The sequence below is a fragment of the Gluconobacter sp. P1C6_b genome (assembly GCF_018811945.1).
In the GTDB taxonomy this organism is placed as follows: Bacteria; Pseudomonadota; Alphaproteobacteria; order Acetobacterales; family Acetobacteraceae; genus Gluconobacter.
The window spans coordinates 113,268-128,480 of sequence record NZ_JACRVU010000005.1; the positions used below are offsets into that span (position 1 = coordinate 113,268).

Annotated in this window: 16 protein-coding genes; 3 read left to right on the plus strand and 13 right to left on the minus strand. The window is 60.0% G+C overall.

Annotation, left to right across the window (positions count from 1 at the left end):
* Positions 1-18: 18 nt before the first annotated feature.
* From KP701_RS05810 to KP701_RS16250, 4 genes are all read right to left on the minus strand, one after another.
* A complete protein-coding gene (locus KP701_RS05810) occupies positions 19-1,332 on the minus strand; it encodes a phage terminase large subunit (RefSeq protein WP_215746293.1) in 1,314 nt (437 codons plus the stop codon).
* Positions 1,316-1,768: a hypothetical protein gene (locus tag KP701_RS05815; RefSeq protein WP_215746294.1), complete on the minus strand. Its 453-nt coding sequence runs from the start codon at positions 1,766-1,768 to the stop codon at positions 1,316-1,318. Before KP701_RS05815 ends, KP701_RS05810 begins: the two co-directional genes overlap by 17 nt.
* A gap of 605 nt (positions 1,769-2,373) precedes the next feature.
* Positions 2,374-2,913, minus strand: coding sequence for a hypothetical protein (locus tag KP701_RS05820; protein WP_215746295.1), 540 nt, complete (start codon positions 2,911-2,913; stop codon positions 2,374-2,376).
* Positions 2,913-3,062, minus strand: coding sequence for a hypothetical protein (locus tag KP701_RS16250; RefSeq protein WP_252345427.1), 150 nt, complete (start codon positions 3,060-3,062; stop codon positions 2,913-2,915). Before KP701_RS16250 ends, KP701_RS05820 begins: the two co-directional genes overlap by 1 nt.
* 352 nt (positions 3,063-3,414) lie before the next feature.
* Between KP701_RS16250 and KP701_RS05830 the strand changes: the two genes are divergently transcribed.
* Entirely contained in the window at positions 3,415-3,723 is a 309-nt protein-coding gene (locus tag KP701_RS05830; protein WP_011252760.1) for a helix-turn-helix domain-containing protein, read from the plus strand.
* A 564-nt stretch (positions 3,724-4,287) separates the two neighbouring features.
* On the opposite strand, the gene KP701_RS05835 is transcribed toward KP701_RS05830, so the two are convergent.
* The 3 genes from KP701_RS05835 to accD are packed head-to-tail and all read right to left on the minus strand — an operon-like array spanning position 4,288 to position 8,045.
* Positions 4,288-5,802 carry a replicative DNA helicase gene (locus KP701_RS05835; RefSeq protein WP_062455970.1) on the minus strand — a complete coding sequence of 505 codons (1,515 nt, stop codon included), beginning with the start codon at positions 5,800-5,802 and terminating at the stop codon, positions 4,288-4,290.
* Between the two features lie 45 nt (positions 5,803-5,847).
* On the minus strand, positions 5,848-7,176 hold the full coding sequence (locus KP701_RS05840) for a folylpolyglutamate synthase/dihydrofolate synthase family protein (protein WP_215746297.1): 1,329 nt from the start codon (positions 7,174-7,176) through the stop codon (positions 5,848-5,850).
* A complete protein-coding gene (accD, locus tag KP701_RS05845; RefSeq protein WP_215746298.1) occupies positions 7,176-8,045 on the minus strand; it encodes an acetyl-CoA carboxylase, carboxyltransferase subunit beta in 870 nt (289 codons plus the stop codon). Before accD ends, KP701_RS05840 begins: the two co-directional genes overlap by 1 nt.
* Positions 8,046-8,318: 273 nt before the next feature.
* Between accD and KP701_RS05850 the strand changes: the two genes are divergently transcribed.
* A complete protein-coding gene (locus KP701_RS05850; protein WP_215746299.1) occupies positions 8,319-8,885 on the plus strand; it encodes an HdeD family acid-resistance protein in 567 nt (188 codons plus the stop codon).
* Between the two features lie 43 nt (positions 8,886-8,928).
* Here the strand turns inward: KP701_RS05850 and trpA are convergent, their stop codons facing one another.
* Positions 8,929-9,741: a tryptophan synthase subunit alpha gene (gene trpA, locus KP701_RS05855; RefSeq protein WP_215746300.1), complete on the minus strand. Its 813-nt coding sequence runs from the start codon at positions 9,739-9,741 to the stop codon at positions 8,929-8,931.
* On the minus strand, positions 9,738-10,976 hold the full coding sequence (trpB, locus tag KP701_RS05860; protein WP_215746301.1) for a tryptophan synthase subunit beta: 1,239 nt from the start codon (positions 10,974-10,976) through the stop codon (positions 9,738-9,740). The genes trpA and trpB overlap by 4 nt, the downstream gene beginning before the upstream one ends.
* A gap of 180 nt (positions 10,977-11,156) precedes the next feature.
* Between trpB and KP701_RS05865 the strand changes: the two genes are divergently transcribed.
* On the plus strand, positions 11,157-12,134 hold the full coding sequence (locus tag KP701_RS05865) for a magnesium transporter CorA family protein (protein WP_215746302.1): 978 nt from the start codon (positions 11,157-11,159) through the stop codon (positions 12,132-12,134).
* On the opposite strand, the gene KP701_RS05870 is transcribed toward KP701_RS05865, so the two are convergent.
* From KP701_RS05870 to KP701_RS05885, 4 genes are all read right to left on the minus strand, one after another.
* Positions 12,131-12,577 (minus strand): DUF934 domain-containing protein, encoded by a 447-nt coding sequence (locus KP701_RS05870; RefSeq protein ID WP_215746303.1) that lies wholly within the window; start codon positions 12,575-12,577, stop codon positions 12,131-12,133. The genes KP701_RS05865 and KP701_RS05870 overlap by 4 nt on opposite strands.
* On the minus strand, positions 12,564-14,237 hold the full coding sequence (locus KP701_RS05875) for a nitrite/sulfite reductase (protein WP_215746304.1): 1,674 nt from the start codon (positions 14,235-14,237) through the stop codon (positions 12,564-12,566). Before KP701_RS05875 ends, KP701_RS05870 begins: the two co-directional genes overlap by 14 nt.
* Positions 14,234-14,551 (minus strand): DUF2849 domain-containing protein, encoded by a 318-nt coding sequence (locus tag KP701_RS05880; RefSeq protein WP_215746305.1) that lies wholly within the window; start codon positions 14,549-14,551, stop codon positions 14,234-14,236. The genes KP701_RS05875 and KP701_RS05880 overlap by 4 nt, the downstream gene beginning before the upstream one ends.
* Before the next feature lie 208 nt (positions 14,552-14,759).
* A complete protein-coding gene (locus KP701_RS05885; protein ID WP_215746306.1) occupies positions 14,760-15,206 on the minus strand; it encodes an Rrf2 family transcriptional regulator in 447 nt (148 codons plus the stop codon).
* Positions 15,207-15,213: the final 7 nt, after the last annotated feature.

Sequence of the window (15,213 nt, forward strand, 5' to 3'; positions counted from 1 at the left end):
CCGACCCGGACGGTCGGTTCAGCGCGCCAGCGAAAATCCAGACGGACTCCAGCCCGTCATGCCGCCGCTTCCGGCAAGCATCAGTTCACTCAATCCCCAGACCATCGCATCCGCCCGGTCCGGAGACCGTGGCCCGCGATACCCGCTGACCGAGAAATGACAGAGCTGATCCTCCAGAGCCGTAAACCGGCCATGATGAACAACCCTGCCAACCTCATAGAGTGCCGCAACCGGCTCTGCGCGCGCCGCCTTGCCTCGCGCCGCCGTCACCAGCTTGACCGAGGCATGCGCCCGCACACTCCGGATCGTGCCCTCTACCAGAGCCCCGCCGAAGTTCCGCTCCGCAACAATGCGTTCAGCACCCCATTCATCAAATGCCCGCAAGGCCCTGGCAGCCCAGCCCGCCGGGCTATCCCTGGCAGACAGATCTTCCAGAACATGCCCCACACCAGCCGCATCAATGCCGCAGACCACAATTCCGATTTCATCGGACCTGTAATCTTCCGGTCCCGCAGCCCCCGAAGGATCAACAGACACCAGAATACGCCGCATCCGAGCCGCCACATCCGCCCGGCTCGGCGACGTAATCGCCGCCTCACGCCGGAACATCTCCAGCCGCCACAGCGCGCCTTCAACAACCGATTGATATTCACCATAAAGAAACCGCCGCTTTTCCCGCTCAGGGAGCGCTTCAAGGCTAGCGAGATAATCCTCGCTCAGATTATCCCGGTTTACCTGCGGATTGAGGATCATCGTCGTATACCGCGACCTGTCCGCTAACGGTTCCCCCGACTTCGGCTCGATCCCGCTTTCGAAAAGCGCATAAAGCCAGTGCCCCATACTCGGCGGATTGGCATCAATATATTCCTTCACCGCCAAACCAGTCTTCTGCGCCAGACGCGTCAGAAGCATGTTCCGCGCGCCATAGCTGATCTGACTGGCCTCGTTCAGATAAACCGTCGCAAACTCCAGACCGAGGATCTTCTCGGTCCGCTGCTCATCATCCAGCCCTCCGAAAAAGATCGTCGATCCGTTCGGGAACGTCACAACACAGTCCTGCCGGTCCAGCTTCCAGCCAACCTGCGGAAAACACATCCGCATGACCTTCGGAAACGTGTCCCGCAGAACCGACGCCTTCAGCGCCGTCAGCCGATGGCGAAAAATGCCATGCCGACTGTCCGGTGCCTTCAGCGCCCGGATCACAACTGCCCGAACCAGAACAAAGGTCTTCCCCGACCGCGACCCGCCTCTCAGAAGAATATGCCGCGCCGGCCCACCAAGCAGCCGCACCGCCTCACGCTGCGAAGCATTCAGTCTAAAGGGCGTTGTCATCACTACTGATGCTGATCGAGATCGTCCCCGACCGCCCCTCGGACTCCATACCCGCTCTGAAACGGGACGGACGATGCGCCCGCAGCAGAAACGCCATCAACCCATCGCTGTACCGTTTGCGAACGATAGGATTTCCCGTATCCGGATCGCAGACCACACGCCCGGCATAGGTAACGGGCTCATCATATCCCTCAATAGCCCTGCGCCGCGCTTCCGCTTCAAGAGCATCCGCCGCCTCTTCAAGGGCCTCCTCCCAACGGGAGGAAAATTCCTTATCCGCATCTTTCCAGAGGTATAACGTACTTCGCCGGACCTCAGCGACACGCCCGGCTTCAGAAATATTTCCACTCACAGACAGATGTTCGAGAAATCTCTTCTTCCGTTCCCAAGACTGTTCCCGTCGCAAAGAACATTTACCAGATACGTCTTCATCCATCTGCTTCAACCTTTCCCCAGATCGCCCTGAGACCCAACCGTCAGACGGCTCTCAGCGAAGCCTCCCTGCGGCTCATCATCATGCCACCCTCGAGCCAGACCGCCCGAACCGGCCTGTGCCTGGGCCGATCCCTCGGACCCGCCCCTTTTCGTGCCAGGGTTTCCACATTGCGCTGCGTCTGTTCCCGCCCGGCCCGTACCGCCACACGGGAAAGGATTTCCGGCTCGATCCGTCCAATCATCCGGGCGGAAAGAAGCGACCGCTGACAGGGAATGGACCTGCACCGGACATCAAGGCGGGAAAGACCTGCGTCCACCAGTTCGTGCCATTCCAGAACAACATCCGCCCGATGAACCGGCTCGCCTTCATAAACGAGAGGGCATCCGACAAATGAACCGGAATTTTTCTGAAGAACAATGAATGTCTGCCTGCCGGACAACACAACGCTACCAGAAGAAATTTCACACTTTTCCATAAGTCAGGAAACTTCCAAAATAAAAGCCGGCCCTCTTTCAAAAGGCCGGCTTCAGATTTTCATGTCGTAATTCTTCAGTATGTATTTTTTGTATCAAAACTGCGTTCAGATATCAAGCGGTAATTTATCGTTAACCAGATTTTTTCCTGCTTTTCTTTTTGGACAGCGTTTCATAGACATGCGCCAGCTGCTCCAGAAGCAGTGCACACTGAGCCGACACCTTCATCCGCGCACGCCCTTCCGACAGAGCCGGATAGAGATGGCGTGCCATGGCCGAAAATGACATCTCCCGCGCCAGAAGCATCTCGAGACGAACATGCGCACACAGCCCCAGCATGTCACGAATCTGCGTAATCCGCGCAGAACACTGCCCGCGCCCCATCATCCAGGTGTGAATGTCTCCCCGCTCCCTGACACGACCATCAGAAGGCGGATTTTCCACTACCCCCAGAGATGCAAAGACATATTCGCGATACCACCGATCCGCCGCAGCCAGTTCATCGTCCCCGATATCGCCGGCGTCATACATGGACTGCACCGCGTTCACGACCCGGAACGTGTTTCCAACCTCACGGATCTCCGAATGACGGTATCGCTCCCCAGTCGGCCTGACCACACTATCAGGCAGTCCCGCAGCAGCGACCGGTATTTCCCGCACCATCTCGAGCATCAGTTGATCTCCAGTCCGGCTTCACGGCCACCCATCGGCTGCAATCCCGGAAAGACCGGCACCAGATCCGCCCCCCACAGCGCATTCCAGCTTACTGGATGACCCGCCGGCAATGCCTCGGCCGTCTCCCGGTCCGTCACCGTCCGCACACATGAAGCCGACGCCTCAGATGTTTTTCTGGCAGAACGTCCCCGCCCCTTGCGTGCACTTCCCTGCTCAGGTAGCCAACCATCGGACGCCAGCATAGCTGCAAGAGCACTTGCGGACACCCGCCGGGGTGCGGAACCTGACTTGACCTGCCTCATCTCAACATCCTTCACCAGTACAGAACCGTTACCAACTTTGGCAAAATGCCACAGTGTGTGATAAAAAAAACTTCTTCTGGATTTGGCATAAAGCCATTGCTAAAAAGGCCTCATGGCCAAACACAAGCGCCCGGACTCTCTGACTGCACTCCAACGAGCCATCGGAACTCGCATTTCCTGGGCTCGTGAACTCGTCATGCCCAATCAGAGCGAATGCGCCCGGCTTCTGGGCGTTGACGCTTCGACCCTCAACAAGATCGAACGCGGTGACCGCGCGCCCAGCGTCTTCCTCATTGCGGCACTGTCGAACCGCCTGCGCGTCTCGACAGATTTTCTTCTGAAAGGCGTCCTGAACGGTCGTACCGACGAAGAACTGGCCCTGCGGCTGGCTGCCCTGCACCCAGAACTGGTGCTCCAGCGGCAAGACATGGCTCCGAACACGGACAGAAACACATCTTCCGACACACCTGATCCGCCCAAGAGACCAGATGAGGAGATCCATTAGTGACTGTTTCACCGGTTTCCATACGCATTCAGGCGCCCCCCATTCGATACGACACGATAAGCTCGCCTCATCGATGGAATGAACAAATCGGAAACATCCCCGGTCATCAGAGCATCTGAATTCATTGACCGGTTCCCTTCCTTCCCCGTTGATCGCCCCCATGACAACCACCGATTAACGATAAATTAATGGCACTGTGCCATTGGGTCAAGGAACAAATATGGCTTTGAGCCATTAAGACAGGTTTTGGCTGCCGCCAATTTTCCGCATTGCAGCCACAATCCAGAACAGCGGACAGCCATCTTCAACCGCATTTCACAGAGAAATCACGCTGAAGAGTTTCATATTACAGCTTTTTTCTGACTATATATTTTGATGAAATCTGTACTTTTGAAGTACTGATTCAATTATCGAGACATTCCATGTCCGCCCACGTGGAGGCTTTTCCAAAAAAAAAGCCCCAACGGTTTTTTCACGATCAGAACCGCCGGACGGCCCCTCCCCTCAGACAGGATCGTCTAAGGGGTATCCGCATCATTCAAAGTACTCGCCCTGTCCGCAGAGCTACTCGTGAATGACGTCCAGATCTCCGAACCGGGTATATTCCCCTTCGAAATACAGCTGGATCATTCCGGTGGGGCCATGCCGCTGTTTCTCAAGAATCAACTCTGCCTTGTTGTGCACCAGAGCCATCTTGCGCTGCCACTCTTCTGTCGCAGCCTGAAACTTGTCATTGCTGTCGTAGGCACTGTCCTTGGGCTGACGCTGCTGCAGATAATATTCGTCGCGATAAACGAACATGACCGCATCCGCATCCTGCTCGATCGAACCCGATTCGCGCAGATCCGACAGCATCGGCCGCTTGTCCTCACGCGATTCGACCTGACGCGAAAGCTGGGACAAAGCAATCACTGGAACAGAAAGCTCTTTCGCAATCGCCTTGAGCCCCTGCGTAATCATCGAGATTTCCAGAACACGACTGTCAGGCTTCGTCCCGATGGCCGGCCGCATCAACTGCAGATAATCCACCACCACCAGGCTTAACCCCTGCGTCCGCGCCAGACGGCGGCATCGCGTCCGCATGGCAGACAGGGAAATCGCCGGCGTATCGTCGATATAGAGCGGCAGTCGCTGCAGCTCGCGGGCCACCCGGACAAACCGGTCAAATTCCTTCTGCCCGATATCACCACGACGGATCTTCTCGCCCGAAACCTCGGCCTCTCCCGAAAGAATACGGGTCGCCAGCTGCTCGGATGACATTTCCAGCGAGAAAATCGCAACCGATCCCTTGGGTTTCTCGCCGCTGTCTTCGGCATCCCGCAAGATCGAACGTGCCGCCGAGAACGCGATCTTGGTCGCCAGCGCCGTCTTGCCCATCGCAGGACGCCCGGCAAGGATGATCAGATCCGACGGATGAAGCCCACCCGTCCGCTTGTCGAAGTCCCGCAGACCCGACGTCAAACCGACTACGTCGCCAGTGCGCTGATAAGCCTTCGTCGCAACACTGACCGCTTCCGTCAGCGCCTTGGTAAACGAAACAAACCCGCCTTCCTGGCCCCGCTCCGTCGCCAGCTTGAACAACGCTTCCTCAGACGCCGCAATCTGATCGGATCCATCCAGATCAGGCCGCGCCCCAAAGGCATTGTTGACGACAGTTTCACCAATATCGATCAGCTGCCGGCGGACCCAGGCATCATGGATTACCCGCCCATAATCACCCGCATTGACGATACCCACCATCGCCGTCAGCAGCTTCGCCAGATAAGCAGGGCCACCCGCAGCATCCAGAACACCGGTATGCTCGAATTCCGCCCGCATGGTCACGGGATCGGCCAGCTGCCCCCGCTCGATCCGCCGGGCAATGGCCTCATAGATCCGTCCATTGAGCGGATCGGAAAAATGAGCCGGCTCCAGAAAGTCCGAAACCCGCTCATACGCCTTGTTGTTGGTCAGAATGGCGCCCAAAAGCGCCTGCTCGGCCGCCGTGCTGGACGGCGGACTGCGCCTCAGCAGGACACCCAGATCTCCGTCGTTCGAGGAAGCATCAGAGACGGTCGGAGAGGAATGCGATTCGATCATGTTCACGCTGCCCTTCTACCATCCTGCATCGCGACCAGAAACGGATTACCGCGAAACCCAGCCATCCTCTGCCAGAACCACACCCGCCAGATAAAGACTGCCACAGATCAACACGCGCGCAGGCGCTCCCCCTTCCCCTTCCGCCACAAGACGCTCCAGAGCTTCCCTGACAGTCGTACCGGCAATCGCCCGCCCCCCCGAAGCCGCAATGATCTCTTCGACCGGCATCGCCAGATGCTGCCCCGGCTCCGCCACCGCCTGAACCGAAGCCGCACGCTCGACGATCGGTCTCAGAAACCCCGATGCGTCCTTGGTCTGCTTCACACCGGCAATCACATGGACAGGCCGGTCTTTCCAGCCATCCAGAACCGTTCCCAGCACCTGACCGGCGTCCGGATTATGACCACCATCCAGATAAAGCTCCCATCCCCCAGGAAGCATCCGCGCAAGGGTTCCATCCAACTTCTGCAAACGCGCAGGCCAAGAAGTCCGAGCAATACCCTGATAAGCCGAAAGCGGCAGTGCCACACCCGAAACCCTGAGGGCCGCAACCGCCAGCACCGCATTCCCGGCCTGATGCTGCCCCTTCAGAGCCGGCAGCGGCAGCGAGAGCGCACCATCCGCATCCCGATACTCCAGACCATCCGCGTGCTCGGTGAAGAAAACATCCTCTCCGATCACCCGAAGCGGCGCATCCAGTTCTGCGGCCCGACGGCGAATGACATCCAGCGCCTCCGGTGCCTGGGCCGCCGAAACAACCGGCACACCCTTCTTGATGATCCCGGCCTTTTCCCCGGCAATCGCCGCGACCGTACTGCCCAGAAACGCTTCATGATCCAGACTGACCGGCGTAATCACGCAGACAGCAGGCTTCGGCACGACATTGGTCGCATCCAGCCGCCCCCCAAGCCCGACTTCCAACACCACCAAATCCGCAGGAACCTGAGAAAACAGCAGGAAACCCGCCGCCGTCAGAACCTCGAAAACCGTAATCGGAGCGCCTGCATTGACCTGCTCGACCTTTTCGAGCGCAGCAACCAGAACATCCTCGTCCACAAGTCGCCCCGCCAGCCGGAAGCGCTCGGTCACGCTCACCAGATGCGGGCTGCTCATGACATGAACGCGCAGACCACCCGCCTCGGCAATGGCCCGCAGATTGGCGCAGGTGCTGCCCTTGCCGTTCGTCCCGGCCACATGAATGACCGGCGGCAGATGACGCTCGGGATTGCCCAGCTTCGCCAGAAGCGCCTCAAGCCGCCCCAGCGAAAGATCAATCAGCGCCGGATAGAGTTCCTGCAACCGCGCAAGAACGGCACCCGGCCGCCCCTGATATTCGCCGGACAGCCGAACCGGCGCCCCACGCTCCGCAGTCATCAGGCTGCTGCGTCGGAAACGGTTTTCTGGCGCATCATGATGCCCAGAATCCGCCCCAGAAGTTCCGGAAGCTCAGACCGCTTGGCCACGATATCGACCATGCCATGCTCACGCAGATACTCCGAGCGCTGGAAGCCTTCCGGCAGCTTCTCGCGAACGGTATCCTGAATGACGCGCGGCCCGGCGAACGCGATCAGCGCATTGGGCTCCGCGATATGAACGTCCCCTAGCATCCCAAAGGACGCAGTGACCCCCCCCGTCGTCGGGTTCGTAAACACGACAACATACGGCAGACCCGCCTCCTGAAGCATCTGCACACCGATCGTCGTCCGCGGCATCTGCATCAGGCTGACAACGCCTTCCTGCATCCGCGCCCCACCTGAAGCCGTATAGACCACCAGCGGCGCTTTCTGCAGGACAGCCAGACGACAGGCCGCCACAAAAGCCTCGCCCAGCGCAGCCCCCATCGTCCCCAGAAAAAACTCCGGCGCCATGACGGCCACAACAGCCTTCTGGCCCTTGATCATGCCATGGGCAACGACCAGCGCCTCATCGAGATGCGACTTGTTCCGCGCATCCTTCAGGCGGTCCGTATAACGCTTGGAATCCTTGAACCCCAGCGGATCGACCGGCATCTTCGGCAGCTCGATGGTGGTGTATTCCCCGCCATCAAACGTCCAGCCCAGACGCTCCTTCGCCGTCGCCCGCATGTGATGCCCACAATGCGGACAGACCTTCTCGGACCGCTCCAGCTCCTTGGTGAGCATCATCTGCCCGCAGGATTCGCAGTTGGTCCACAGATTGTCCGGCACGTCCCGCTGAAGCAGGCCACGCAGCTTGGGTCGGACGTAGTCGGTCATCCAGCTCATGTCGTCTCGTTACTTTCTGCCCGCCTTCAGGACAAAGGACGGAGTGGGGGTTAAAGCCCGGCGAAGGGCTGCATTCTCTGGCGCGTTTTAACGCCCGGAGGCCAAATATGCCAGCCCAACATCAGCGGGGCCGTCTTATCTCTCCCGCCTGCATCACAAATCATGCCATCTTCCCCCACACGACCCATCACAGCGGACGTCATGTCCGGGATCCGGCCCCTTTCCCGAAAAGGGCCGGATCCCGGCAGACCACGTTCCCGAACGGAGAAGACCATGTCCGACAGTTTCAACACCATCCGCTTCCCCAGCCCCCAGAGCCTCAAACCCGGCTGGTTCATCGGCTTTGGAGCTTTCCTGATCATTCTCGGCATCCTGGCCGCCCTGGATGCCATCACCACCACCCTGACCAGCATGGTCATCCTCGGCGTCCTGATGATCATCGGCGGCGTCGCCCAGGTCATGCAGAGCTTCGCCCATCGCGGACTGCCCGTCCCGAACCAGTGGCTCTCCGGCCTGATCGGCGGCCTCTACATTCTCGGCGGCCTGCTCCTGATCGAAGAACCCGCCACCGGCTCGATCTTCCTGACCGCCATCCTCGCAGGCTGCCTGATCTTTGCAGGCCTCGCCCGTACTTTCTGGGCCGGCGGCCACCGCACCAACAGAAGCTGGCTCGCCCTCGCCATCAGCGGCCTCGTCACACTGCTCATCGGCATCATGCTCTACATGACACTGCCCTGGTCCGGCCTGTGGCTGATAGGCATGTTCATCGCCGTGGAACTGCTGATGGCAGGCGTCGCCACCGTCCTCTTCGGACTGTCCCTGCGTAACGACGGCGTCTGAGTATCCTGTTCCGGCAGGTAGCAGCCTGCCGGAACATCACACATCAGGCCCGCACGGCTGCCGCCAGACCTTCAAGCTGCTTCAGAACAGACGGGATGGTCCGCTCCGTCGCCTGACCATTCTCCAACGTTGAGGCCATGGTCTTGATCAGGGCCGAAGCCACAACAGCCGCATCCCCGATCCGCGACGCCGTCCGAGCCTGCTCCGGCGTGGAAATCCCGAAGCCAACAGCCACAGGCAGGCTGGTCGCTTCCCGGATCCGCGGCAGCGCCTTCTCCAGATCCGCCGCACTCGCACTGTTCGTCCCGGTAATCCCGGTAATGCTCACATAATAGACAAACCCGCTTGCGTCCCGCAGGACGTGAAACAGACGGGAGTTCGACGTCGTCGGCGCCACCAGCGAGATGATATCGAGGCCTGCTTCCCGCGCATGCGCATCCAGCAGATCCGCCTCTTCAGTCGGCATATCGACGACAATAATCCCGTCCACACCCGCCTGAGCCGAATCAAAGCAGAACTCGGCCGGACCATAGCTGTCGATCGGGTTCAGATACCCCATCAACACGATCGGCGTTTCATTGTCGGTCTCGCGGAACGCCCGGACCATTTCCAGCACACGCCCCAGCGTCGCACCGGCCTTGAGGCCACGCAGTGCTGCCGCCTGAATCGTCGGCCCATCCGCCGAGGGATCGGAAAACGGCACCCCGATCTCGATCAGGTCCGCCCCAGCCGCCGGCATCGCCCGCAGCAGTTCCAGCGACGTGTCATAATCCGGGTCGCAGGCCTGAAGATACGGGATCAGCGCACCGCGCCCTTCCTTCTTCAGGGCCGCAAAACGTGTCTGGATACGGCTCACAGCTTCACTCCCAGATGATGCGCCACAGTAAAGATATCCTTGTCCCCACGCCCGGAGACATTCAGGACGATGATCCGGTCCTTCGCCATGGCGGGCGCGATCTTCATGACATGCGCCAGCCCATGCGCACATTCGAGCGCCGGGATAATGCCCTCCGTCCGCGTGCAGACCTGGAACGCCTCAAGCGCCTCCTCATCCGTCACGCCGACATATTCGGCCCGACCGATATCATTCAGCCAGGAATGCTCCGGCCCGATCCCCGGATAATCCAGCCCCGCACTGATCGAATGCGCCTCCTCGATCTGCCCGTGTTTGTCCTGAAGCAGGTACGTCCGGTTGCCATGCAGCACACCTGGCCGACCACGGGAAATGGATGCCGCCGTCTTCCCGGAATCCAGCCCATGCCCCGCCGCCTCGACACCAATCAGCCTGACGGACGCATCATCCAGGAACGGATGGAAAATCCCCATCGCATTCGAGCCGCCCCCGATGGCCGCCACAATCACATCCGGCAGGCGCCCTTCGGCCTGGGTAATCTGTTCCTTGACCTCAACCCCGATGACGGACTGGAAGTCACGGACCATCTCCGGATACGGATGCGGCCCCGCGACCGTACCGACGAGGAAATACGTGTCGGCGACATTGGCCACCCAGTCACGCATGGCCTCGTTCATCGCATCCTTGAGCGTCCCCGCCCCGGCCGTCACCGGCTTCACTTCCGCGCCCAGCAGATGCATGCGGAACACATTGGGCTTCTGCCGCTCGACATCCGTCGCGCCCATGTAGATGGTGCATTTCAGCCCGAAAAGCGCACAGACCGTCGCCGTCGCCACACCGTGCTGCCCCGCGCCGGTCTCCGCGACGATGCGCGTCTTGCCCATCCGCCGGGCGACAAGAATCTGACCCATGACGTTGTTGAGCTTGTGCGAGCCGGTGTGATTCAGCTCTTCACGCTTGAAGTAGACCTTCGCCCCCCCAAGCTCCTCCGTCAGATGCTGCGCAAACCACAGCGGGCTCGGACGGCCGACATAATCCTTCAGGTAATAGTCCAGTTCCCTGCGGAATTCCGGATCGGCCTGCGCGGCGCGATAAGCCTCATCCAGCTCAAACAGCAGCGGCATCAGCGTTTCCGCAACGAAGCGGCCACCGAAAATCCCGAACCGCCCCCGGTCATCCGGACCGGAACGGAGGGAATTGGCCAAAGGAGAGGACAGGGGGGAAGGTGTGTTCGTCATACCGCGCTCGGCTCCACTTCAGGGCCCCAATGCGATACCAAGGGCAGCTCCCGCCGTCCATCCATCTCGCTGTTTTCTGACGCTTCCTGAAACAATTCCGGGACAGGACCTTGCGGTCCCGCTGCAGTCAGGACATGAGAGAGCCTCACAGCCATTTCATTTGTCCCAAGGATCTGCCTGATGTTCCTCGTGCGCCCCGCTGGCGTTCCGGCCCGGGAAATCGGACCGGATGTCGATATTTCGAAAGCGGTCTGGCTCGATCTCATCAATCCGACCACGGACGAAATCGACCGTGCTGAAAAGGCCCTTGGCACCCATATCCCCCGCCGGGAAGAACTTGAGGAAATCGAAAGCTCGTCCCGCCATCACGAAGAAGGTGGGGTCCTCTATCTTTCAACCCCCCTCGTCAGACGGGCAGAAGACACGGCATTTTCCCTGCCGATCGGCTTCGTCCTGACCGACAGACGCCTTATCACCGTCCGTTATGCCGACTATTATGGGTTTGACATCGTCGGACGCCGTCAGGCCGAACGCGACCCCGCCAAAGGCGAGCCCTCCGCCAACGAAATCCTCATCGAGATCATCGAGGAAGTCATCAACCGTCTGGCAGACATTCTGGAAGGTCTGGGCCGCGACCTCGATGCCATCTCCAAACGGGTCTTCAACACCGACCGCCCCCGTGATCCCGCCCGGGCCGGTGAAATGCTGCGTGAAACCCTGCGGCGCCTCGGCCATGGCGGCGACCTTGCCTCCATGACCCGCGACAGCCTGCTCGGTCTGGACCGGATCCTGATCTATATCGGCGACAGAACCGAAAAGGATCCCCAGGCCCTGAGAACCCGCATCAAGGTCGCAGGACGCGACATCGCCTCCCTCAACGACTTCGATGCCCAGACCGTCAACAAGGTCCAGTTCCTGCTCGACGCCACACTCGGCTTCATCAGCATCGAACAGAATGACGGCATGAAGGTCCTGACGGTCGTCAGCGCGATCGGTATCCTGCCGACCCTGATCGCCGGCATCTACGGCATGAACTTCCACAACATGCCCGAACTGTCATGGAAATATGGCTACCCCTACGGCCTAACCCTCATGGTCCTTTCGGTCGTCCTGCCCCTGTTCTGGTTCTGGCGCCGCGGCTGGTTCGGCGCCCGTTAGGACGCCTCTTCCACCCGCAGCCCGGGCCCCACGGAACGCTCCGGCAGAACCGAACGCTGATACGCGACCGGAAACTGCCGGAGCTGCTTTTCCCACAAAGCCGGATCACCATTGCCGTCCTTCGGCAGAACAACACTGTCCACCCCGCAGCGACGCAGAAATGCCGCCTGATCCGGCAGGATATGACCTTCCGCCCGGATCTCGCCCGAAAACCGCAGATATTCCCGAAGCTCCCGCGCCTGCGTGAACCCGCGCCCATCCCGGAAAACCGGAAACCGCAGCACCACAAGATCCAGCCGGTTCAGATAAGGCTTCAGAAGCGCAGGATCATCCGCACTTTCCAGCAGAACCGCCCGCGCATCATCCCGCTCCGCCAGTTCTGCAAGCGTCACCAGCACATCATGAACCTGTGCCGAACGCTCGCCGAGTTCAAACAGTCTCATAAGCCGCCTCCCTGAAAGGCTCATGCCCCAGACGTGTCAGTGTATCGAGGAATGTCTCCCCGCTCTCCCGGCGCCCGAGATAGCAGTCTACAAGCCGCGCAATCGCATCCACCGTTTCGTCTTCCGGCAGAGCTGCCCCCAGAATCGTCCCGATCGCCGCGCCATTCTCGGCCCGGCCACCAACCGTCAGCTGGAAGAACTCTTCCCCGCGCTTGTCCACACCCAGAAGCCCGATATGCCCGGCGTGATGATGCCCACAGGCATTGATGCAGCCCGAGATGTTAATCCGGAGCGCCCCGATTTCCGCCTGAAGCGCCGTATCCGCAAACCGCGCGCCCAACTTCTGCGCAATCGGAATGGAGCGCGCATTCGCCAGCGCACAGTAATCCAGCCCCGGGCACGCCACGATATCGCCAATCAGACCAATATTCGCTTCCGCCAGCCCAACTTCGGCCAACCCCAGCCACAAATCCCGCAGCCGGTCTTTGCGCACATGCCCCAGAACCACATTCTGCAGATGCGTGATCCGGATCTCCCCGAACGAATACGCATCCGCCAGATCCGCCAGACGCGCGATCTGAGCCGATGTCGCATCGCCCGGAATCCCCCCCCCCGGCTTCAGTGAAATCGTGGCAATGATATGCCCCGGGTCCCGGTGAACATGCGTGTTGCTCCGCACCCAGCGGTCAAAGAGCGGATCATCCCGCCGCTGCTGCGCCAGAACAGCATCCGCATCAGCCGGCGCCTCAAGCAGAGGCACCGCAAACCGCGCTCTGATCGCAGCCACCGCCTCGGGCGTCAGCCGATACCGCTCCAGATCCATCTGGGCGAGTTCTGCCTCCACAGCCTCACGATACGCCTCGACCCCGATCGCCTGCACCAGAATCTTGATCCGCGCCTTGTAGATATTGTCCCGCCGTCCATGCGCATTATAGACGCGCAGAATGGCTTCAAGCGTCGCCAGAAGATGCTCTTCCCGTACGCTGTCGAACAGCTCTTCACCAATGACCGGGGTCCGCCCCAGACCGCCACCCACGAAAATCCGGAACACCGGCGCCCCAGCCTCACCCGGACGGGCCAGAATCCCGATATCATGGAAGCGTGCCGCCACCCGGTCATTCGGACTGCCCGAAATCGCGATCTTGAACTTGCGCGGCAGGAACGTGAACTCGGGATGCAGCGTGGACCACTGACGCAGGATCTCCGCATGAACCCGCGGATCCACCAGCTCATCCGCCGCCGCTCCCGCATACTCATCCGCCGTCACATTGCGGATGCAGTTTCCGCTGGTCTGGATGGCATGCATGTCCACCTCAGCCAGCTCACGCAGAATAGCTGGCGTATCCTCAAGCCTAATCCAGTTGAACTGGATGTTCTGCCGCGTCGTGAAATGCCCATAATCACGATCATAGCGCCGGGCGATTTCGCCCAGCTTACGCAACTGCCGGCTGTCCAGAATCCCATAGGGAATGGCGACCCGCAGCATATAGGCATGAAGCTGCAGATAGAGCCCGTTCATCAGCCGCAGCGGCTTGAACTCGTCTTCGCTCAGCGTCCCATCCAGACGACGGTTCACCTGCCCTTCAAACTCGGCAATCCGCGCCTGAAGGAAATCCCGGTCTATCCGGTCATACTGGTAATGGCCGACAGGAATGCTCACTGTTCGGTCTCCACTGCAAATTCGGGATGAACTGTCGGGCCATGCGCCCGGATCTTCTCACGAACGGTAACGGGTTCAGGAGGAACGACATCCTGCACCGCCGTATCATAAACTCCCACAACGCCATCACGCTGCGCCTGCTCCGTTGCACGCAAGAGTGCGACTTCCGCCTCATCCGCATCCAGAATAGCGGCACGTCCAATGTGAGAATCCCACGTCCCGTCAGCCCCCCACCAGACGGTGCGACCATCCAGAAGGCGGTTGGCAGTCAGAACCAGCTTCTGGCCAGGTTCAAGTCGGACAGGACGTTTCATCAGCGCTCACCTTCCTGATGAATCCCGACCTGACCTTCAGACCGGACCCATCATGAATCCGCCCCTGCTCCCGCGCCTGAACAGCAGAGCACAGGCATATCAAGGACAGGGAATTCACCACAGCGGATCAAATCTTGATCCACCATGGTAAGATATCCAGCCCTGTAAAACCCATTTCGTGGTTTTTACAAAATACTTTTTTTTCTGGTTATATGGAGAAGGAAATCGGTGCCCGGCTTGGGCGCTGCATTCCAGCCTCTTCCGCATTCTGCAGCAGATGTTCCAGCGTGACGGACGCCATCTTTTCTGAAACTTCCTGATCCACCGACTGCCAGAACGGCTCCAGAACCTTGGTCCGCAGAAGATTGACCCCATCCCCGGGCATTTCAGGATCTTCCGTCACAGTCCGGACAATCTCGTTCAGCGTGATGGTCCGTGGCGGCCGCCCCAGGCGATAGCCGCCCTTGGGCCCACGAACACTGGAAAGCAGCCCGGCCCGGGACAACGCCTGCAGCACGGGCTCGATCCCCCGCCGCAGCATGTCACCGCGTCTGGCAATATCCGCACCACTCACGACCCCGGATCGGCCCGCATGGAAAGCGACATCCAGCATGATGGATATGGCGGTCAAAGCTCTATCACGGCGGAGATACATGAGAATT